Origin of the sequence: Methylobacterium sp. Leaf87, from assembly GCF_001422775.1 — a bacterium.
GTDB lineage: Bacteria > Pseudomonadota > Alphaproteobacteria > Rhizobiales > Beijerinckiaceae > Methylobacterium.
Genome location: NZ_LMMI01000010.1, coordinates 38,670 through 59,152, shown reverse-complemented (window position 1 = coordinate 59,152; position 20,483 = coordinate 38,670). Strand labels below are relative to the sequence as shown.

General features: G+C 69.8%; 22 protein-coding genes. 13 read left to right on the top strand and 9 right to left on the bottom strand.

The window, feature by feature from the left end:
- Positions 1–96: 96 nt before the first annotated feature.
- Both ASF22_RS22860 and aroQ read right to left on the bottom strand, forming a co-directional pair.
- The gene (locus ASF22_RS22860) at positions 97–729 is read right to left on the bottom strand and encodes an Arm DNA-binding domain-containing protein (protein WP_156647634.1); all 633 of its coding nucleotides are present in this window, start codon (positions 727–729) and stop codon (positions 97–99) included.
- A 408-nt stretch (positions 730–1,137) separates the two neighbouring features.
- Positions 1,138–1,590 carry a type II 3-dehydroquinate dehydratase gene (gene aroQ, locus ASF22_RS07615; RefSeq protein WP_056263070.1) on the bottom strand — a complete coding sequence of 151 codons (453 nt, stop codon included), beginning with the start codon at positions 1,588–1,590 and terminating at the stop codon, positions 1,138–1,140.
- 205 nt (positions 1,591–1,795) lie between these two features.
- Here aroQ and ASF22_RS07610 point away from each other — a divergent pair, with 205 nt between their 5' ends.
- The 7 genes from ASF22_RS07610 (at position 1,796) to ASF22_RS07580 (ending at position 7,486) form a co-directional block, all read left to right on the top strand.
- Positions 1,796–2,626 carry a 3-keto-5-aminohexanoate cleavage protein gene (locus tag ASF22_RS07610; RefSeq protein WP_056167930.1) on the top strand — a complete coding sequence of 277 codons (831 nt, stop codon included), beginning with the start codon at positions 1,796–1,798 and terminating at the stop codon, positions 2,624–2,626.
- Between the two features lie 114 nt (positions 2,627–2,740).
- Positions 2,741–3,382 carry an HTH-type transcriptional regulator RutR gene (rutR, locus tag ASF22_RS07605; protein ID WP_056263067.1) on the top strand — a complete coding sequence of 214 codons (642 nt, stop codon included), beginning with the start codon at positions 2,741–2,743 and terminating at the stop codon, positions 3,380–3,382.
- A 321-nt stretch (positions 3,383–3,703) separates the two neighbouring features.
- Positions 3,704–4,828, top strand: coding sequence for a pyrimidine utilization protein A (gene rutA / locus ASF22_RS07600; RefSeq protein WP_056168112.1), 1,125 nt, complete (start codon positions 3,704–3,706; stop codon positions 4,826–4,828).
- A complete protein-coding gene (rutB, locus tag ASF22_RS07595) occupies positions 4,828–5,571 on the top strand; it encodes a pyrimidine utilization protein B (protein WP_056263065.1) in 744 nt (247 codons plus the stop codon). The genes rutA and rutB overlap by 1 nt, the downstream gene beginning before the upstream one ends.
- A 23-nt stretch (positions 5,572–5,594) precedes the next feature.
- Positions 5,595–5,987 carry a pyrimidine utilization protein C gene (gene rutC / locus ASF22_RS07590; RefSeq protein WP_056263062.1) on the top strand — a complete coding sequence of 131 codons (393 nt, stop codon included), beginning with the start codon at positions 5,595–5,597 and terminating at the stop codon, positions 5,985–5,987.
- Between the two features lie 3 nt (positions 5,988–5,990).
- Complete coding sequence (gene rutD, locus ASF22_RS07585) at positions 5,991–6,785, top strand: pyrimidine utilization protein D (RefSeq protein WP_056263059.1); 795 nt, start codon at positions 5,991–5,993, stop codon at positions 6,783–6,785.
- Positions 6,786–6,844: 59 nt separating this feature from the next.
- Entirely contained in the window at positions 6,845–7,486 is a 642-nt protein-coding gene (locus ASF22_RS07580) for a flavin reductase (protein ID WP_056263094.1), read from the top strand.
- A 22-nt stretch (positions 7,487–7,508) separates the two neighbouring features.
- Here ASF22_RS07580 and hpxZ read toward each other — a convergent pair whose 3' ends face one another.
- The 5 genes from hpxZ to ASF22_RS07555 form a co-directional block, all read right to left on the bottom strand.
- A complete protein-coding gene (hpxZ, locus tag ASF22_RS07575; protein ID WP_056167911.1) occupies positions 7,509–7,889 on the bottom strand; it encodes an oxalurate catabolism protein HpxZ in 381 nt (126 codons plus the stop codon).
- A gap of 5 nt (positions 7,890–7,894) precedes the next feature.
- The gene (locus ASF22_RS07570) at positions 7,895–9,298 is read right to left on the bottom strand and encodes an AtzE family amidohydrolase (protein ID WP_056167908.1); all 1,404 of its coding nucleotides are present in this window, start codon (positions 9,296–9,298) and stop codon (positions 7,895–7,897) included.
- A gap of 11 nt (positions 9,299–9,309) precedes the next feature.
- Positions 9,310–9,510: a DUF4089 domain-containing protein gene (locus tag ASF22_RS07565; protein WP_056167906.1), complete on the bottom strand. Its 201-nt coding sequence runs from the start codon at positions 9,508–9,510 to the stop codon at positions 9,310–9,312.
- Positions 9,511–9,591: 81 nt separating this feature from the next.
- Positions 9,592–10,281, bottom strand: a complete 690-nt coding sequence (locus ASF22_RS07560) for an isochorismatase family cysteine hydrolase (RefSeq protein WP_056263056.1) — start codon at positions 10,279–10,281, stop codon at positions 9,592–9,594.
- A gap of 157 nt (positions 10,282–10,438) precedes the next feature.
- Complete coding sequence (locus tag ASF22_RS07555) at positions 10,439–11,179, bottom strand: GntR family transcriptional regulator (RefSeq protein WP_056167901.1); 741 nt, start codon at positions 11,177–11,179, stop codon at positions 10,439–10,441.
- 305 nt (positions 11,180–11,484) lie between these two features.
- Here ASF22_RS07555 and ASF22_RS07550 point away from each other — a divergent pair, with 305 nt between their 5' ends.
- The 6 genes from ASF22_RS07550 (at position 11,485) to ASF22_RS07525 (ending at position 18,633) form a co-directional block, all read left to right on the top strand.
- Positions 11,485–12,432, top strand: coding sequence for a hypothetical protein (locus ASF22_RS07550; RefSeq protein WP_156467454.1), 948 nt, complete (start codon positions 11,485–11,487; stop codon positions 12,430–12,432).
- A gap of 62 nt (positions 12,433–12,494) precedes the next feature.
- Positions 12,495–13,859, top strand: a complete 1,365-nt coding sequence (locus ASF22_RS07545) for an 8-oxoguanine deaminase (protein ID WP_056263054.1) — start codon at positions 12,495–12,497, stop codon at positions 13,857–13,859.
- A gap of 2 nt (positions 13,860–13,861) precedes the next feature.
- Complete coding sequence (locus ASF22_RS07540; protein ID WP_056263050.1) at positions 13,862–15,433, top strand: ABC transporter ATP-binding protein; 1,572 nt, start codon at positions 13,862–13,864, stop codon at positions 15,431–15,433.
- A gap of 12 nt (positions 15,434–15,445) precedes the next feature.
- Positions 15,446–16,534 carry an ABC transporter permease gene (locus ASF22_RS07535; RefSeq protein WP_056263049.1) on the top strand — a complete coding sequence of 363 codons (1,089 nt, stop codon included), beginning with the start codon at positions 15,446–15,448 and terminating at the stop codon, positions 16,532–16,534.
- 28 nt (positions 16,535–16,562) lie between these two features.
- Positions 16,563–17,489, top strand: coding sequence for an ABC transporter permease (locus tag ASF22_RS07530; protein ID WP_056263045.1), 927 nt, complete (start codon positions 16,563–16,565; stop codon positions 17,487–17,489).
- 58 nt (positions 17,490–17,547) lie between these two features.
- Positions 17,548–18,633: a BMP family ABC transporter substrate-binding protein gene (locus ASF22_RS07525; RefSeq protein ID WP_056167882.1), complete on the top strand. Its 1,086-nt coding sequence runs from the start codon at positions 17,548–17,550 to the stop codon at positions 18,631–18,633.
- Positions 18,634–18,701: 68 nt separating this feature from the next.
- On the opposite strand, the gene ASF22_RS07520 is transcribed toward ASF22_RS07525, so the two are convergent.
- Both ASF22_RS07520 and uraD read right to left on the bottom strand, forming a co-directional pair.
- A complete protein-coding gene (locus ASF22_RS07520) occupies positions 18,702–18,962 on the bottom strand; it encodes a hypothetical protein (RefSeq protein WP_056263042.1) in 261 nt (86 codons plus the stop codon).
- Between the two features lie 450 nt (positions 18,963–19,412).
- Positions 19,413–20,309 carry a 2-oxo-4-hydroxy-4-carboxy-5-ureidoimidazoline decarboxylase gene (gene uraD, locus ASF22_RS07515; RefSeq protein WP_056263088.1) on the bottom strand — a complete coding sequence of 299 codons (897 nt, stop codon included), beginning with the start codon at positions 20,307–20,309 and terminating at the stop codon, positions 19,413–19,415.
- Positions 20,310–20,483 lie beyond the last annotated feature (174 nt).

Sequence of the window (20,483 nt, the reverse complement as noted above, 5' to 3'; positions counted from 1 at the left end):
CTGCTCCGCACCCGTCTTCTGACCTCGCCGCATGTCCAGCTCCTTCGGTCCTGGCTGATCCTCTCAATCAGCCCGGTCCAAAGCCAGCCAGTCACGTCAGGCCATTGCCTTGTGGTGCCCGCGAGTTAGCTTTTGCCGCTTGGGTAAGAGGAGTTCGAGATGTCCACGCCATCGAGCCGGGTTCTCACCCGTGCGCGCGCCTTGCGCTTTAGCAGCATCTAGGACGCGCTCGATCCGTCCTCGGAGGCGAGACGCTGTCTCGGACTTCTTCGACCAGATCGGCTTCAGCACGCGCACTACGTCATCGGTGCCGATCGCGTCGACGGGGAGCGACCGCAACGGCGCCGCGTAATCCCTGAGCGTCATTTGCCACTGCGCAACATGCTTATCGTTCCGCCATTGCTCCCGCATTGCCTCAATGAATTCGTCAGCGAGCATGCCGAAGGTCTTCGCCTCGCGCTCCGCCTGCTTAGCTTCCAGCGGGTCCTTTCCACTTGCTACAAGTTCACGCGCTCGCGTCGCCGACTCACGCGCACGGGCGAGCGGAACGTCGCGTGGGGTGCCTAGACCCATCTCCCGCAACTTTCCTTTCCACCGGAACAGAAACACCCAACGTCTTCGACCATCCTTTGAGATCGAGAGGTAGAGGCCGCCTCCGTCTGCATGCCGACCGGGTTCCTCAAGAGAGGCGACTTTACGCGCGCTAAGCCGATTCAACTCGCGCGTCACGTACCGCTCCACATCATCTCGGCCCCAACATCGGCCCCAACACAGGATGCGGATAGTAGCGTACGCCAGCGAATGTTACCAGATCTGAAATTCTTCTAAGTCTCTGTATTCTATCGAAGAATAAGAATTTCTATGGCGTTCAGCGGATGCGGGCGAACGATAGTATGAAGGACACCCCTTCCGCCAAGTTTTTCGACCGGCAAGGTTTTCGTAGGGCTCTCGACCCAAGCCATGGGTCAAGCCATGGCTTGGGTGGAAGAACTTCCGATATAGGCGTGAGGCTGGGGTCGGCCGCCCGTATCGCTTCGGCGTGACTTCGATGGGCGACGGAGCCACCCGCAAGCCGCGGCCTTTTTGTGCCCGAGGACGCTCGACCCGCTCAAGACCGGGCGCGGCGGCCTGATCGCGTCAGACTTGGCCCTGCAACCCGCGAAGATGGGCGATGTGGCGAACCGCCAGAACGTAGCCGTGCGTGCCGAAGCCGGCCAGCACCGCAGTCGCGGCGAGCGAGACGTAGGAATGGTGCCGGAAGGCCTCGCGCTTGTGGACGTTGGAGATGTGGCACTCGACGATGGGAACCTCGCACGTGGCGAGGGCGTCGAGGATCGCGATCGACGTGTGGGTGAAGGCCCCCGGATTGATGACGATCCCCGCCGACCCGACCCGGTACTGGTGGATCCAGTCGATGATCTGGTGCTCGGCATTGCTCTGGTGGAAGGCGACCGTGAGCCCGAACGCCTCGGCCTCGGCCCGGCAGAGCGCTTCGACATCGCCGAGGGTCTCGTGCCCGTAGATCTCGGGCTGGCGCTTGCCGAGGAGGTTCAGGTTGGGGCCGTTGAGGATCAGGATGGTGTCGTTCATGGAAGGCTCCATCGTTGAAGGGTCCTGACAACGGCCGTTGCACGGACGCGCAGGTCCCGTCGCGGCTTGCCAAGCCCGCCTTTACGTCTCCGCCGGCCCCGAGGCCACCGCTGCCGTCGGCCTCCCCCTGTCGGGTGACGGTAGGGCGTCCCTTCGGCATCCGACGCCCCGCTGCCGCGTTGACGAAAGCAGGGAGACCCACGCCATGAGCCAGCCCGTCGTCGTCGCCGTCGCGATCACCGGTTCCGTGCCGCGCAAGGCGGACAATCCCGCCCTGCCCGTCACGGTGTCCGAGCAGATCGAATCGACCCATGCCGCCTACGAGGCCGGCGCGACGCTGGCCCACATCCATGTCCGCAACGACGACGAGACCCCCTCCTCCGATCCAGACCGGTTCGCCGCCGTCCAGGCGGGCCTGCGCACGCATTGCCCGGGCATGATCGTGCAGTTCTCCACCGGCGGGCGCGGACGCGACCCGGCGAGCCGGGGGCTCTCCCTCCAGCATGCCCCCGACATGGCCTCGCTCTCGACGGGCTCGGTCAACTTCCCCACCATCGTGTACGAGAACCCGGCCGCCCTCGTCGCCGATCTCGCAGGTCGGATGAAGCGTTTCGGGGTGAGACCCGAGATCGAGATCTTCGATCTCTCGCACCTGCACGGCGCCAGGCGCCTCGTGGAGGCCGGGCTGATGGACGACCGGCCCCACGTCCAGTTCGTCATGGGCGTGCAGAACGCGATGCCGGCCGACGAACACCTCCTCGACATTCTGCTCGCTGAGTTGCGCCGCGTGCTGCCGAAGGCGACGTGGACGGCCGCCGGCATCGGACGCCATCAGGCGCCCGTGATGGATTGGGCCCTGGCACGCGGCGCAGACGCCGTCCGCACCGGGCTCGAGGACAACATCCGCCTCACCAAGGATCGGCTCGCCGCTGGCAACGCCGAACTCGTGGGCCTCGCCGTGGAGGCGATCGCGCGGCACGGCCGGACCGTCGCGAGCCCGGCCCAGGCCCGCACCCGCCTCGGCCTCACCGCCTGATCCGGCGCGGTCGACCGTTCCGGCCCTCGCGTCCCCTTTGTCGCGCCCGCACGGGATCGGGTAGGAACGGGGACGCGCCCGGCTCTCCGGGCGACGTCCCGGGAGGCGAGCGGATTGGCTGACGGCTTTGTGGCAGCGCCCGTGCGGCGTCGGCGGCGCGACGGAGCGCTGCGGCGCGACGCGGTTCTGGATGCCGGCCTCGCGGTCTTCTCGACCCTTGGCCTGCATGGGGCGAGCCTCGATCAGATCGCCGAGCGTGCCGGCCTCTCGAAGACCAACCTGCTCTATTACTTCGCCTCGAAGGAGGCTCTCTACGTCGCCGTGCTGCGACGGGTGCTCGATGTCTGGCTCGATCCGCTTCAGGCCCTCGATTCCGGGAGTGAGCCGGCTGAGGCGCTCAAGGCCTACATCCGCGCGAAGGTGACCCTGTCGCGCGACGCACCCCAGGCGTCCCGCCTGTTCTGCCTCGAGATCGTCCAGGGCGCTCCGCTCCTGCGGGCGGAACTCGAAGGCCCCCTGCGGGCCTTGGTCGACGCCAAGGTCGCCGTGCTGAGCGGCTGGATGGACGAAGGGCGAATCCAGCCGCACGACCCGCATCACCTCGTCTTCTCGGTCTGGGCGATCACCCAGCACTACGCCGATTTCGCCGTGCAGGTCGACGCGATCACCGGGCACGATCTGTCGGACGAAGCCTTCTTCGAGCGGACCGTGGCCAGTACCCAGAGACTGATCCTGGCGGGCCTCGGACTCGCCTGATTCGGCGGCGTCGCCGGATCCGGGTCCGAGCGCTGCCGTTCTCGCCGTTCCGATGGGCAGGACCCGCACAGCGCGCGCGCATGCCGCGGAGAGTTTGTGCAGATGGTCAAACTTCCTGATTTTGAAGTTTGACCATCTGGTCCGAATAGCTAGCCTGAGGATGTGCCGTACCACTTCGGTCGAGTCCGAAGCCGTACGGCGGAAGACTTGACGGGTCTCATGTCGCGGCACGCAATGCTGCCGTCGGAACGCGAGGGTGCCATGACCGAGCCCAAAGCCGAGACTGAGGCCGAGCCCATGGCCGAACCCATGGCCGAACCGATGAGCATCGGTGTTTTCATTCCGATCGGTAACAACGGCTGGCTTCTCTCGGAGAACGCGCCTCAATACATGCCGAGTTTCGAGCTGAACAAGCAGGTGACGTTGAAGGCCGAAGGGTACGGCCTCGATTTCGCGCTCTCGATGATCAAGCTGCGGGGGTTCGGCGGCAAGACCGAGTTCTGGGACCACAACCTCGAATCGTTCACGCTGATGTCGGGGCTCGCCGCCGTCACCAGCCGGATCAAGCTCTACGCCACCGCCCCGACCCTGTGTCTGCCGCCCGCCATCGTCGCCCGGATGGCGTCGACCATCGACTCGATCTCGAACGGCCGCTTCGGCCTCAACCTGATCACCGGCTGGCAGAAGCCGGAATACGCGCAGATGGGCCTCTGGCCCGGCGACGAATATTTTGCCCGGCGCTACGAGTATCTCTCGGAATACGCGCAGATCCTGCGCGATCTTTGGGAGACCGGCCGCAGCGACCGCAAGGGCGACTTCTTCCAGATGGACGATTGCCGCCTGAGCCCGCGCCCGCAGGCCGACATGAAGATCATCTGCGCCGGGCAGAGCGGCGCCGGCATGGCGTTCACCGCGACCTATGCCGATTACAATTTCTGCTTCGGCAAGGGCGTCAACACGCCCACCGCCTTCGCCCCCACCGTGGCGCGGCTGGAGGACGCCAAGGCGAAGACCGGCCGCGCGGTCTCGTCCTACGTGCTCTTCATGATCATCGCCGACGAGACCGACGAAGCGGCCCACGCCAAATGGGAGCATTACAAGGCCGGCGCCGACGGGGAGGCGATCGCCTGGCTCGGCGTTCAGGGCTCGGCCGATACCAAGTCGGGGGCCGACACCAACGTCCGCCAGATGGCCGATCCGACCTCCGCGGTGAACATCAACATGGGCACCCTGGTCGGCTCCCACGCCACCATCGCGCGGCTCCTCGACGCGGTCATGACCGTGCCGGGCACCGGGGGCGTGCTCCTCGTCTTCGACGATTTCTTAGCGGGCCTCGACGCGTTCGGACAGAAGATCCAGCCGCTGATGAAGACGCGTCGGCACATCACCGGTGATGTCGCGCCCCTGACGCGGGGCGACTCGGCCTCCCTGGCACAGGTGGCGTGATGCGGGGCGAGATCCCGGCGGGCTACCGCGACGCGACGGGCCGCGTCGGCGGCGTGACGCTTCCCGCCCGGCCCGAGCCAATCGCCTTCGACGCGGGCGCGAGTGCGCTCATCGTCGTCGACATGCAGAACGCCTACGCGACGAGGGGCGGCTACCTCGATCTCGCCGGCTTCGACGTTTCCGCGACCGGCCCGGTCGTCGAGCGGATCGCCGCGGCCGTCGCCGCCGCCCGGGCGGCGGGACTCCTGGTGATCTGGTTCCAGAACGGCTGGGACGCCGATTACGTCGAGGCCGGCGGTCCGGGTTCGCCGAACTGGCACAAGTCGAACGCCCTCAAGACCATGCGCCGGCACCCGGAGAGGAACCACAGGCTCCTGGCCAAGGGCACCTGGGACTACGCCCTGGTCGACGCGCTGAGGCCGGAGCCGGGCGACATCGTCCTGCCGAAGCCGCGCTACAGCGGCTTCGCCAACACCGCCCTCGACAGCATGCTCAGGGCCCGCGGCATCCGCACCCTGATCTTCACCGGCATCGCCACCAACGTCTGCGTGGAATCGACCCTGCGCGACGGCTTCTTCCTCGAATATTTCGGCATCGTCCTGGCCGACGCCACCCATCAGGCCGGCCCGCCGAGCCTGCAGGCGGGGGCACTCCTCAACATCGAGACCTTCTTCGGCTGGGTCTCGGACGTCGGCGCCTTCGCCGAGGCGCTCGCCGCCGAGCCCCCCCGCAACGCCGAGTAACTCTTAATCGAAAGCCTCCCAGAATGCCGAAGACCGTCGTGATTCCCCCCGGCACCGGCAAGCCGCTGGCGCCCTACGTGCCCGGAACCCTGGCGGGTGGCGTGCTCTACGTCTCGGGCACCCTGCCCCTCGATGCGGCGGCCAACGTCGTCCATGTGGGGGACGCGGCCGCGCAGACCCGCCACGTCCTCGAGACGATCAAGGGCGTGGTCGAGGCCGCCGGCGGCGGCATGGACGACGTCACCTTCAACCACGTCTTCCTGAAGGACTGGGCCGACTACGCCGCGATCAACGCCGTGTATGCCGCGTACTTTCCGGGCGAGAAGCCGGCGCGCTACTGCATCCAGTGCGGGCTCGTGAAGCCCGACGCGCTCGTCGAGATCGCCTCGGTGGCCCATCTCGGCAAGGCTGCCTGAGGGATGGCCGTGCCGGTCCATCACGCGGTCCATCACGCGGTCCATGGCCGGGCCGGCGGCCGAACCGTGCTGCTTTCGCCGGGGCTCGGCGGGGCGGCGGGTTATTTCGCGCCGCAGATGCCGGCGCTGGCCGAACGCCGTCGCGTCGTCACCTACGATCATCGCGGCACCGGTCGCTCGCAGGGCCCCCTGGAGCCCGGCCACGACATCGCGGCCATGGTGCGGGACGTGCTCGTCCTCCTCGACGGGCTCGCCATCGAATCGGTCGACCTCGTCGGGCACGCGCTCGGCGGGTTGATCGGGCTGCAACTGGCGCTGACGCACCCCGAACGGGTCGGGCGCCTCGTCGTCATCAACGGATGGGACAGCATCGACCCGGCGACCCGCCGTTGCTTTGCGGCCCGGAAGGCCCTGTTGACGCGGGACGGTCCCGAGGCCTTCGTCCGAGCCCAGGCGATCTTCCTGTATCCGGCGCCCTGGATCTCGGAGAATGCGGAGCGGCTCGCGGCGGACGAGGCCCACGCGCTGGCGCATTTCCCCGGCACCGACGCCGTTCTGGCGCGCATCGCCGCCCTGGAGGCGTTCGACTTGACGGGACGCCTCGGCGCGGTGCCGCACGAGACCCTGGTGATGGCCGCGCGCGACGACGTGCTGGTGCCGTTCACCGCGTCGGAGCGGCTCGCCGCCGGATTGCCGAACGCCCGCCTCGATCTCGCGCCCGATGGGGGGCACGCCCATTCCGTGACGCGGCCCGAGCTGGTCACCACGGCCCTCCTGCACTTCCTCGATCGGCCGTGACGGCGCGGATGGCGATGGACCCGCGAATGGACCCGCGCTTGGACTTGGAGTCGACCGACATGACCGGGACCGAGGGACCCGACGACGCGCCCGTCGCGGCCGGCGCCTATCGCGATGCCATGGCGCGGCTCGCCAGCGCGGTGCATCTCGTCACCACCGACGGGCCGTGGGGGCGCGCCGGCTTCACGGCCTCGGCCGTCTGCAGCGTCAGCGATGCGCCGCCGACCCTGCTGGTCTGCCTCAACCGCGCGTCCTCCGCCCATCCGGTCTTCGACCGGGCCGAGAGGCTGTGCGTCAACACCCTCGGTGCCGGACAGCAGCACGTCGCGGGCGCCTTCGGCGGCAAGCGGTCGATGCCGGAGCGCTTCGCCGCCATACGCTGGTCCACCGGCGCACGCGGGCTGCCCGTTCTCGCCGACGCGTTGGCGACGTTCGAATGCCGGATCGCGAGCCGGAGCCGCGTCGGCACCCACGATGTCCTGTTCTGCGAGGTGGTCGGCCTCGGCGAGGCGTCCGGTGCGGACGCCCTCGTGTATGCGGACCGGCGCTACCACGCGGTGCCGTCCGCACCCGTCGCCGAGGCGCCGGGAGAATACGAGCGCATCGTCGGCGTGCACGAAGCCGGCGGCACCGATCGGGCGGTGATCGTTAAAGCGCCCGAGGGGGCGTGGAGCCGCGCCGTCACCGCCGCGGCGAAGTGACGGAGCCTGAGCGGCGTCGGCCTCAGGCGTCGATGACGCTCACATGGGCCGCGACGACCTTCCAGCCATCGGGGAACCGGACCCAGGTCTGGCTCTGGCGCCCGATGCGATCGGGCGCCGTCGGGCGCGTGAACAGCGTCATCGCGACGGCGCAATCGCGGCCGTAGGTGGTGATGACCGTGCCGGAGAGATCGCGCGCCAGACCCTCGGCCGAGCGGGACCGGCGGAAGGCGCGGATCGCGTCCATGCCGTAGAGGTTCTCGCCCCCGCCGTAGCGGATGGTGCGGGGATCGTCGTGGAACAGCGCTTCCAGGGTCGGAACGTCGTTGCCGACGAGGGCCGCCTCGTAGCGGGCGAACGCGGCCTCGACCTCGGCTTTCACGGTGGGATCGTCGATGGGCATGCGGCTCACGCGAAATTGGCGACGGGCGCGCGAACGACGCCCGCGCGTTCGAGATGATGGGCGACCCGGAGCGCCAGATCCTCGCGCCACGGTGCGGCGATGACCTGCACGCCGAGCGGCAGGCCCGTGTCGAGCCAGACCGGCACGGCGACCACGGGCAGGCCGATGAACGAGATCGGCTGGGTGAACAGGCCGATATTGGCGCGTACCGGCAGCGTGACGCCGTCGAGCACGAAGGCTGTCTGCCCCGCGCGCGGCGCCCGGCAGGGTGTGCAGGGCGCGAGGATCACGTCGACCTCGCGGAACAGGTCGAGCACGGCCGCGCGGTACCAGCGCCGGAAGCGTTGGGCGCGCTCGACGAACGGCGCGGGCAGCATCATTCCGGCGATGAGGCGATCCCGCACGGCCGGATCGAAATCGCCGGCCCGCTCCCGCAGGCGGTCGCGATGCAGGGCGGCGCCTTCGGCGGCCGTGATCAGGTAGGCCGCCGCACGGGCCCGTGCCGCCTGCGGGATCTCGACCGTGCGCGTCGCCGACAGGGCGTCGGCGACGGCCGCGACGGCCGCGAAGGCTTCCGCGTCGCCGCCGGAGGCGAAATACCCGCCCGCCACGGCGATCCGCAGATCCCCCACGCCCGCGTCGAGGCCGGGACCGGTCGGTTCGACGGCCCGATCCGTGGCGACGGGATCCGCCGGATCCGGCCCCTGCATGGCGTCGTACGCCAGGGCGAGATCGCGGGTCGAGCGGCTCATCGGCCCGAGATGGTCGAGGCTTCCGACGAAGGGAAAGCTTCCGGCGCGGCTGAGGCGCCCGTAGGTGGGCTTCAAGCCGAAGCAGCCGCAGAAGGCGGCAGGCACGCGGATCGAACCGTTGGTGTCGGAGCCGAGGGCCAGGGGCACGAGGCCCGCCGCCACCGCCCCGCCCGAACCGCCGGAGGAGCCCCCCGCCATGTGTCCGGGCGCGTGCGGATTCCGGGTGTTGCCGTCGTGGCAGTTCTCGCCGGTGAAATCGTAGGCGTACTCGCCCATGTTGAGCCCGCCGACGAGGATCGCCCCCGCCGCTTCCAGGCGCCCGATCAGCGTCGCGTCCCCCTCCGACGGCGCCCGCTCCCGGTTGATCCGCGACCCGGCCCGCGTCGGCAGCCCGGCGATGTCGAACAGGTTCTTTGCCGCGAAGGGGACGCCCGCGAGGGGGCCGGGCGCCCCGCCCCGTCCATGGGCCGCGTCGAGTCGGTCCGCGCGGGCCAGGGCACGGTCCGCCAGGACGTCCGTGAAGGCGTTCACGGCGGGATCGACGCGGCCGATCCGATCGAGGGCCGCCGCGACCACCGTCCGGGCGCTCACCGCCCCGCTCGCGACGGACGCGGCGATCGATGCGGCCGAGGCCGTACTCCAATCCTGCTCGCTCACGGTCCCGGACCTCACGCTTCGAACACCGGGGCGGCTTCGGCCTCGTCCGGCAGGGGGAACGCGCCGACGAGGTCGGCCGCGGCGTGCAGCACGCGCAGGTTGGCCACGATCGCCGGCATCCAGGCGGGGTCGATGGGCAGGGCGAGCATGCCGGATGCGGCCGAGGCGTAGGCCTCGGGATCGAAGGCCGGGATCTCCGGGGCTTCCGTCATGCAACGTCCTCCTTGGTCTGGGCGATGGCGGTCATGCGAATCTCGTTCCGGCGGGCCCCCGGTCCGCGCCGCCGAGAGGGTTCAATCGAGCGTTTCCGAGGCACGCCCCTCCAGGGCGGCGACGACCCGGTGCGCGTCGGAGACCCAGCCGAAGATGCCGCCCTGCGCCGTGATCATCGCGAGGCCGGCTTCGTGGAATTCCGGGATGTACGACGCGCAGGCATCGGCGATGACGACGCAGCGATAGCCGCGGTCGTTGGCCTCCCGCACCGTCGTGTGCACGCAGACCTCGGTGGTCACGCCGCAGACCAGCAGGGTCGCGATGGCCCGGGCCGCGAGCACGTCGGCGAGTTCGGTGGCGTAGAACGCGCCTTTGCCGGGCTTGTCGATCACCGGCTCGCCATCCTGCGGCGCCAGGGCGGGAACGATGCCGTGACCGGGTTCGCCGCGGATCAGGATGCGTCCCATCGGCCCGGGCTGACCGATCCGCGCCGTGGGTTCGCCGCGCTCCAGCTTGGCCGGCGGCGCGTCGGAGAGATCCGGGCGATGGCCCTCCCGTGTATGCACGACGAGGAGCCCTGCGGCACGCGCCGCGTCGAGCACGGCCCGGCATGGGGGCACGGCGGCGGCGAGGAGGGAGACATCGTTGCCGAGGCTCTCTCCGAAGCCGCCGGGCTCGAGGAAATCGCGCTGCATGTCGATGATGACGAGGGCCGTGCGCGACGCCTCGAAGGGAAGCGGCGACGGCTCGGCGTCGAGAAGGCTGGGCATGCGCGGATCTCTCGCGACCGGGAATCACGGCCTCGAAGCATGTATGCAATCTGGCCGAAATGCGTGCCCAAACCACACACAGCGGTGCGCGAAGTTTCGTCTCTCCTGGCCACCCCATGGGCAGATCGCCGGGATGCGGGATCCGACGCCGGAGACGTCAGCGCTGGGCGCGCGCCCGGCTCGCGCGAATCGGCGGGGCGCGGCGTTTCAGGCGGTCCCGAGCCCGTTCTCCGGCCGCTTCGCGCGCGGCGGCACTTCCGGCATCGAGCGCCTCGAATGCGTCCTCGACCACGCTCATATGGACGAGCATCGCGGAGTTCGCGGCCGCCGCATCGCGGGCGAGCACGGCCCGGACAACGAGGCCGTGTTCGGCATGCGAGCGGGCGAGCCGCCCCGGTGCCTGGAACTGGGCGCGACGGTACGGCGTCAGCCGCCGCCGGAGGTTGCGGGCGATCTCGTCGATCACGCTGTTGTGCGCACCCACGTAGAGAAGGCTGTGGAAGTCCGCATTGGCGAGGACATAGGCGTCGTGGTCGTTCGCCTCGGCGAGGCTGCCCATGCGCTCGTGCAGCATCCGGAGCTGCCCGCGCTCGGCCGGTGTCATGCTCAAAGTCGAGAGCCGCGCGCAGGTCGCCTCGATCTCCCCCATGGCGATGAAGAGCATGTCGAGTTCGTCCGGCGTGATCGTCCGCACGGTCGCGCCCAGGCGTGGACGCAGGTCGATCAGGCCGGTTCCGTTGAGGAGTCGTAGGGCGTCGCGCACCGGTGTGCGCGACACGCCGAAGCGCTTGGCCAGGACCTGTTCGTCGAGATGGGTGCCGGGCGCGAACTCCCCCGACAGGATCGCGTCGGCGATGGCGTCGGACAGGCTCTCGGAGCGGGTTGGGGACGCTGGCACTGTGGTCTCGGGTTCCCGATGCGCCACCGGTACGGGGCCGCGCACGCCACCGATGATAGAGACGAGTTTCACTCGCCCCGCAACATGACCCGCTGGCCGGGTCTATGGAGATGTGTTGCGGTTATGTGACGGCCGGCTCCGGCGTCCGACCAAGGGCGGGCCATGGCACACCGGTTGCGGTCTCCCGAACAGCATTGGCAGGTTCAGGGGGACGAACGATGTTCGCAAGGACGTTCACGGCTGCGGCTCTGTCGCTCGCCACGGTCGGGGCAAGCATGACCGGGGCAAGCATGACCGGGGCCTGCATGGCAGCCGATCTCGAGACCAGAAAGCTCAACGTGGCGGAGGCAGCACCCCTCAGGGAGCCGTCCTTCTTCCTGTTCTCGGACACGCAGGTGAGCTTTCGCTACCAGTTCCCCGCGGCCGAGCCGGGCGTGCAGATCCAGCGGGCGGATGGCGGCTTCCGCAACCGCGACATTCCGAAATACATCACCAACATCTCGCACGCCGACGCCTGGGCGTACGGCACGAACTTCTTCTCCCTCGACATCCTGAAATCGACCTCGCAGGACCCGGCCGGGACCACCAACGCCCCGGGCGGCTTCGCGCAGTACGACAACGGGGCCACGGAAGCCTACGGCCTCTATCGCGGCACGCTCAGCCTGAACGCGCTGACCGGCACCAAGGCCTTCACCGTGCCGGGCCTCGTCAAGGACGTCTCGCTCGCCTTCGGGTTCGACGCGAACACGAAGAACACCGCGTTCGGGCCGAAGAAGCGCGACGTCGTCGGCGGCCTGACCTTCTCGGTCGACGTGCCCGCCGGCTTCCTCAACATCAGCGCCCACGCCTACAAGGAATGGAACCGGAACGGCTTCAATATCGGCGGCGACCGCGACGTCAGCTTCGACACTGTCCCCGAATTCGAGATCGTCTACAACTTTCCGATCACCTTCTTTCCGAACGTTCCCCTGAGCCTCGCGGGCTTCAACAACATCGTCATGCCCAAGGGCAAGGGCATCCGGGACGCGTTCAATTATCCGGGTGGCTACTATCCCGGAACCGGCGTCGAGTTCCTGTCGCGCACGAACCTCGTGCTCGATGTCGGTAAAATGATCTGGAACCAGCCCAACAAGCTCGATGCCTTCGTGGGCTTCCAGTACTGGCTGAACAAGTTCGGCAACGTGGAGCGCACGACCTTCAAGGGGACCGAGGAAAAGAGCTTCCTTGCCGGCATCGCGTTCCACATCTTCTGAGAAGCCCCGGGGCGGCCTGGAATATGCTCCCCTCGGGACATCGCGTGGAATCGGGAGTCGGAATGAACGCGCACAAGGCCGGGACCCATCGTCTCTGGATCAGGAACCCCCTGGCGATCCTCGCGGAGGATGCGGCCGGCGGCCTCGTCGTCGAGGGGACGCGCATCGTGGAGCGCGTGCCCTCGGGCGGCCAGCCGGCGGCGCCCGTCGACGAGACCTTCGACGCCGCGGGCCACGTGGTGATCCCCGGCCTCGTCAACACCCATCACCACTTCTTCCAGACCCTGACCCGCGCCCATCCGCTGGCGATCAACAAGCCGCTGTTTCCCTGGCTTCAGGCCCTCTACACCGTCTGGGACAAGCTGACCCCGGAGGCCTTCCGCCTCGCCACGCGCCTCGCCTACACCGAACTGCTCCTGTCGGGCTGCACCACGGCGGGGGATCACCACTACCTGTTCCCGAAAGGACTCGAAGCCTCCGTCGACATCCAGGTCGAGGAGGCGAGGGCCCTCGGCATCCGGGCCTTCGTCACCCGTGGTTCCATGAGTCTGTCGGTGCGCGACGGCGGCCTGCCGCCGGACGCCCTCGTGCAGGACGACGACACGATTCTCTCCGACAGCGAGCGGGTGCTGTCCCTGTTCCACGACCCGAACCCCGGCGCCATGGTGCAGATCGGGTTGGCCCCCTGCTCGCCCTTCAACGTGACGAAGCGGCTGATGCGCGAGAGCGCGGCGCTGGCCGAGCGCCATGATTGCCGCCTGCACACGCATCTCGGCGAGACCCTGGACGAGGACGCCTACTGCCGCGCGACGTTCGGGCAACGCCCCGTCGACTACCTCGAGGAGGTCGGATGGATGAGCCCGCGCGCCTGGCTCGCCCACGGCATCCACTTCAACGACGACGAGGTCGCCCGCCTCGGTAAGGCGGGGGTCGGCGTGTGCCATTGCCCGACCTCGAACATGACCCTGGCGTCCGGCCAATGCCGGACCTGCGAACTGGAGGCCGCCGGCTCCCCCGTGGGGCTCGGGGTCGACGGCTCGGCCTCGAACGACAGCTCGAACCTCATGGAGGGCGTCCGGCACGCCCTGATGCTGAACCGCCTCACCTACGGCGCCGAGAAGGTCACGCATCTCGACGCCCTGCGCTGGGCGACGGAGGGCTCCGCCGCCTGCCTCGGGCGCTCCGATATCGGCCGCCTGGAAGAGGGCCGCGAGGCGGATCTTGCCCTCTTCACCCTGGACGAGCTGCGCTTCTCCGGCGCGCACGATCCCCTGGCGGCCCTCGTGCTCTGCGGCGCCCACCGGGCCGACCGGGTGATGGTGGCCGGGCAATGGCGGGTCATCGACGGACATCCGATCGGCCTCGACACGCGTCGGCTGCGCGAAGACCACAGCCGGTTGGCCCGGCACCTGTTCGGCGCCGTCTGAGGATGGAAGCCGCCCGCTCCGCTTCCGCTTCGCCGCGCCCGCAGGCAGGGCCGACGCCCCTGTTCGGCGCCTACGGCATCGTGAAACGGTTCGGCGGCTTCACGGCGAACGACGGTGTCGATCTGGAGATCCGGGCCGGCGAGATACACGCCTTGCTGGGCGAGAACGGCGCCGGCAAATCCACCCTGATGAAGATCCTCTACGGCCTGCTGGAGCCCAGCGAGGGCGTCGTCACGCACCAGGGCGACATCGTGCAACTGCCGAACCCGGACGCCGCCCGCCGGCTCGGGATCGGCATGGTGTTCCAGCATTTCTCCCTGTGCGAGAACCTCACGGTCGCCGAGAACATCGCCCTCGTCATGCCGCGGGATCTCTCCGGCCGGGCGCTGGCCGACCGCATCGCCAAGCTCGGCATCGATTACGGCCTTCATCTCGAGCCGGACCGTCCGGTCTGGTCGCTCTCGGCCGGCGAGCGCCAGCGCATCGAGATCGTGCGCTGCCTGCTGCAGGATCCGAAACTCGTCATCCTCGACGAGCCGACCTCTGTGCTCACCCCGGGCGAGGCCGAGGTGCTGTTTTCCGTGCTGGAGCGTCTACGCGCGGAGGGGCGGGCGCTGCTCTACATCTCCCACCGCCTCGACGAGGTGCGGCGGCTCTGCGTGCGTGCCACCATCCTGCGCGCCGGCAAGGTCGTGGGCGCCTGCAATCCGCGGGAGGAGACGGCCCGGTCCCTCGCGGCGATGATGGTGGGGAGCGCCGTGCGCGAGGTGACCGTGCGCGGGGGCGGAGCCGTCTGCCGGGAGCGCTTGGCGCTCGACCGCCTCGCCCTCCCCGCCCCCGGCCTGCACGCCACCGCGCTCCGCGACGTCTCGCTCAGCGTCGCGGGCGGCGAGATCCTCGGGATCGCGGGCATCGCCGGGAACGGACAGGCCGAACTCTTCGCGGCCCTGTCGGGCGAGGTGCGGGCGGCCGATCCGGCTTCCGTGCGCCTCGACGGGGCACCCGCTGGGGACCTCGGCATCACCGCGCGCCGGCGCCTCGGCGCCGCCTTCGTGCCGGAGGAGCGCAACGGCCACGCGGCGGCACCCGCGATGAGCCTGTCGGAGAACGCCCTGCTGTCGCGCCATTCGACGGCGCCCCTGACCCGGTTCGGTCTGCTTCGTCCGGGGGCCGCCCGTGCCCTCGCCCAGCGCGTGATCGCGGCCTTCGACGTGCGCAAGGCGGGCCCCGATCCCGCCGCCGGCACCCTGTCGGGCGGCAACCTCCAGAAATTCGTGGTCGGCCGCGAGATCCTGGCGGAGCCCGGAACGCTCGTGATCAACCAGCCGACCTGGGGCGTCGATGCCGCCGCCGCCGCCCATATCCGTCAGGCGGTGATCGATCTCGCGGCCCGCGGTGCCGCGATCCTCGTCATCAGCCAGGACCTCGACGAACTGTTCGAGCTCGCCGGTTCCATCGCCGTGCTGCACGACGGTACGCTATCGGCGGCGGTGCCCGCGGCCGAGACGACCCGCGAGGCCATCGGCCTGCTCATGGGCGGATCGAGCGACGCGGCGCCGGCCCCCGCGCACTGATCGGGAGACCCCATGCGCCTCGACCTCGTGCCCCGCACCCGCCGCTCCGCGGTACTCGACATCCTCGCGCCGGCGCTGGCCTTCGTCGCGGCGGTTCTGATCGGCGGCCTCGCCGTGGCGGCCCTCGGTGTCTCGCCGAGCGCGGCGTTCGTGACCTACTTCGTCGCCCCCTTGAGCGAGCTGTGGTCGCTTCAGGAGATCGTCCTCAAGGCCGCCCCCCTGGCCCTCATCGCGACGGGGCTCGCCTTCTGCTACCGCGCCGACCTCTGGAACATCGGCGCCGAGGGCCAGTTCGTCGTCGGCGGATTGGCCGGTGGCTGGGTCGGCGTGGCGACGCACGGATCGGGCGACGCCCCCTGGATCCTGCCCGCCATGCTCGCCGCCGGAGCCCTCGCGGGGGCCGCCTACGCGCTGATCCCGGCCGTGCTGAAGGTCCGCCTCGGGGTCTCCGAGATTCTGACGAGCCTCATGCTGGTCTACGTCGCCCAGCTCCTGCTCGACTACATGGTCCGCGGCCCCTTGCGCGACCCGGCGGGCTACAACTTTCCCCAGAGCGTCGGGTTCGATCCGGCCGCGCGCCTGCCCTACCTCATGGAGGGCGAGACCCTGCATGCGGGCGTGCTCGTCGCCCTGGCCGCCGTGGGGCTGGCGACCTTCGTGCTGGCCCGCACCCTGTTCGGATTCGCGGTGCGGGTCGTCGGCGCGAGCCCGCGGGCCGCGCGCTTCGCCGGCTTCTCCGATGCGCGCCTGACCCTGTCGGTCTTCGCCATCTCTGGCGGGGCCGCGGGCCTCGCCGGCATCGTCGAGGTGGCGGGGAAGATCGGGCAGCTCCAGCCCGAGATCTCGCCGGGCTACGGCTTCACGGCGATCATCGTCGCCTTTCTCGGCCGGCTCTCGCCGCCCGGTATCCTCGTCGCCGCCCTCGTCATCGCGCTCACCACCATCGGCGGCGAGGGCGCGCAGATCGACCTGAAGCTGCCCCTCGACCTGACCCGCGCCTTCCAGGGCCTGCTCCTCGGCCTCGTCCTCGGGGCCGACGTGTTCGCCCGCTACCACGTCCGGATCGTGCCCGGCGGGCCGTCGGGCCGCACGGCGTCGTGAGCCCGCGCGAACAGGACCGGAGCCGGTCATGACCCTCGACATCGTCCAGATGGTGCTCGTCACGGTCCTGGCGGCCGCGACCCCCCTGATCCTCGCCGGCCTCGGCGAACTCGTCGCCGAGCGCTCCGGGGTGCTCAACCTCGGCGTCGAGGGCATGATGATCTTCGGCGCGGCCGTCAGCTTCGCGGTGGCGATGCAGACCGGCTCGACCCTTCTGGGGGCGCTCGGCGGTGCGGGAGCGGGCCTCGGCCTCGCCGCCCTGTTCGGCCTCCTCACCGTCGGGCTCGCGGCGAACCAGGTCGCTTCCGGCCTGTCGCTCACCATCCTGGGTCTCGGCCTGTCGGGATTGGTGGGGGCGAACTACGTCGGCATCAAGCGCGATCCGGCGCCCCACCTGGCGATCCCCGGCCTCACCGACCTGCCCGGGATCGGCCGGCTGCTGTTCGGGCAGGATGCGTTCGTCTACACGGCGGTCGCCCTCGTCGCCGCCGTGTCGTGGTTCCTCTGGCGCACCCGCGCGGGCCTGACTCTGCGCGCCATCGGCGACGACCCCGTCGCGACCCATGCCCTCGGGCTGAAGGTGCGCCGGGTCCGCTTCCTGTCCGTCCTGTTCGGGGGCGCCTGCGCCGGGCTCGGCGGGGCCTATCTGGCGCTGGCCTACACGCCCTTCTGGTCGCCCGGCATGACGGCGGGCCGCGGCTGGATCGCGCTCGCCCTCGTGGTGTTCGCCTCCTGGCGGCCCCTGCGGGTCGCGGCCGGCGCGCTCCTGTTCGGCGGGGCGACGGTGCTCCAGCTTCACGCCCAGGCCGCCGGGCTCGGCCTGCCGGGCCAGCTCCTCTCCGCCCTGCCCTACCTCGCCACCATCCTGGCCCTGGTCTTGCTCTCCCTGGGACGGCGCCAGGGCGGCTCGCTGGCGCCCGCCGCCCTCGGACGCGTCTTCACGCCGAGCCGGTGACCCGCTTCCACGACGGCACGCCGAAGTTGGCCCACAACGGATCGAAGAGGACACCACCATGCGGGGTAGGTTGATGAGACTCGGCGGTGCGGTCCTGGGCGCGGTCCTCGCGGCCGGACCGGTGCTGACCGGGCAGGCCTCCGCGGCCGACAAGCTGAAGGTCGGCTTCGTCTATGTCGGGCCTGTCGCCGATTTCGGCTATTCCTACCAGCACGACCTCAGCCGCAAGGCGCTGGCGGCGGCGATGCCCGACACCGTCGACACCACCTTCCTCGAGAACGTGCCCGAGGCCGACAGCGAGCGCTCCATCGAGAAGCTCGCCCGCTCCGGCGCCGGCCTGATCTTCACCACCTCGTTCGGCTTCATGGAGCCGACCCTGAAGGTCGCCCGCAAATTCCCGAAGGTGAAGTTCGCGCACGCCACCGGCTACAAGCGCTCCGACAACGTGGCGACCTACTCGGCCCGCTTCTACGAGGGCCGCTACGTGTGCGGGAAGATCGCCGGCAAGCTCTCGAAATCCGGCACCGTGGGCTACATCGCCTCGTTCCCGATCCCCGAAGTGGTGAGCGGCATCAACGCGTTCATGCTCGGGGCGCAGTCGGTCAACCCGAACATCAAGATCAAGGTCGTCTGGGTGAACACCTGGTTCGATCCGGGCAAGGAGGCGGAGGCGGCCAAGGCCCTGCTCGCCCAGGGCGCCGACATCCTCACCCAGCACACCGATTCGGCGGCCCCCCTGCAGGAGGCCGAGAAGCAGGGCAAGCTCGCCTTCGGCCAGTCCTCCGACCAGTTCCGCTTCGCCCCGAAGGCCCAGCTCACCTCGATCACCGACGACTGGAACGGCTACGTCATCGCCCAGGCGAAGGCCGTCCTCGACGGCACCTGGAAGAGCGGCGACACCTGGGGCGGGATCAAGGACGGCATGGTGGTGCTGGCGCCCTTCACCAACATGCCCGACGACGTGAAGGCCATGGCCGAAGAGACCACCAAGGCCATCGCCGACGGCAAGATCCACCCGTTCACCGGGCCGGTGCTGAAGCAGGACGGAACCGTCGCGGTGAAGGCGGGTGAGACCGCACCCGACCCGATGATCCTCGGCATGAACTGGTACGTGAAGGGCATCGACGACAAGCTCACGCAGTAGCGCGCCATCGGACGCGCGGAAGCCCGCCGGATCGCTCCGGCGGGCTTCTTGATCTTACCGGCGACGGATCAGGGGCGCGGTGCCGGCGGCCGGTCGGACGTCGGGATGCCGGATGGCGGGAGAATCGGCTCGCCGATGCCGGGTGGGGCCGGAATGGCATCGCCGCTTCGAATCGCTTCCCGCTCGTTCCGGGGGCCGGCGCGGCCCTCGGTGCCGCCGGGAGCCGTGGCGGGGTCGCTGCCGGCCGGGGCACCCACGGATTGGGCGAGTGCCGGGCCGGCTAGGCCGAACACCCCGCACAGGGCGAGGACCGAAATCGTCAGGCGCATGATCGGGTACCTTCCAGGTCAGTCGAAGGGGAGAAGCAGGTTTCTGTCGAGGCGACGGAACGCGGCCCTGGCGGTTCCGCCGGGTCAGCGACGACGATGCGTTCTGTGGCGGCGGATCGCTCGTCCGCGAAGGCCGCCCGGGGCCGTGAGGCGCGATTGACCGGCCGGAGGCGTCAGGCTGGCTTGCGCCCGGGCTTCGGGTGCCACTCCGAGGACGCCACCGCCGAACAGGCATCCTGCGAGGAGCCAACCCATCATGGGAAGGCCGAGGCAGATGATTCGGGACGGACGCATCGGATACGCTCCTGCCGCCGGCCCTGGGCCGGGTTTGCGGATCGGAGCACAGCAATAGCCATGCCGGCCCGGCCTCGAGTGCCTCTCACCAAACGCCCGCTGCGCCGCCGTGCTCCAGGCGAGAACCGGCTGCGACCGGGAATCTGGTGAGGTACGCTAACTTCCCCGATACGTCTGATAGCTCCAGGGCGTCGCCACCAGGGGCACGTGATAATGGCCTTCCGGATCGCCGACGCCGAAGCGCAGCGGCACGATGTCGAGGAACGGCGGCTCGGGCAGATCGAGGCCGAGCGCCGGCCCGATCCGCCGGAAGTGGTCTCCGAGTGCGAAGCGGAGCTCGTAGGTCGCCCGCGGCACGGGACGCCCGTGGATCAGGGGCGCGTCGGTGCGGCCGTCCGCGTTGGTCACCGCGCGGGCGACGACGGCAATGTCCGTGTCCGAGATGAACTCGACGAGCGTCACGGCCACCCCGGCGGCGGGCTTCCCCTGGACGGTGTCGAGGACATGGGTCGAGATCCGGCCCGTCGTGGACAACGGCCCCGCGCCCGTCACCAGGGCGTTCAGGCGGATCGCGGCGATCCGCATCACCTCGGCCTCGGCCGTCCGTTGCTCCTCCTCCGGCGACGCGGCCAGCCGAGCCTCGAAACTCGCCAGCAGGGAGGTCCGGCCGTGCCGCTTGACGCACAGGATGAAGGGCAGCCCGAACTTGTCCCGGTAGGCCGCATTGAGGGCTGCGAAACGGGCGGCTTCGGTCTCCGACAGGCGATCGAGGCCCGCTGCGGCCTGCTCGGCGATGGAATTGGGGGCGATGTCCCCGGAGCGGGCGGCGCGTCCGGCGAGTTCGGGATGGTTCGCCAGGAGAGCCTGCCGCCGGGCGTCCGGGGCACCCTCGACCGCCCGGCGCATGGCGGCGAACAGGGCCTCGACGGTGCCGAAGGGCCGTTGCGCGGCGGTCGCCTCGGCGACCCACGGGGCATGCTCGAAGACGGCGCCGAGCACCGCCACGAATTCGGTGGCCGGGGCTTCGTTCAGATCTGCGAGCGTCGTGGGCATGACGGCCGGGTCTCCTTTGAGGCGGGCGATGGTGACGCATCGCAGGGCGGAGGGGTGCAGGCAACGGGCCACATGCCGTGCCCGAGGCAAGCGCTTCGGCCTCTGGCACACGGTTTGCGCTCTTGGAACCGGCATCCCCGGTGAGGGATCTGCGCGTCGCGGCAGAGGTGTCGA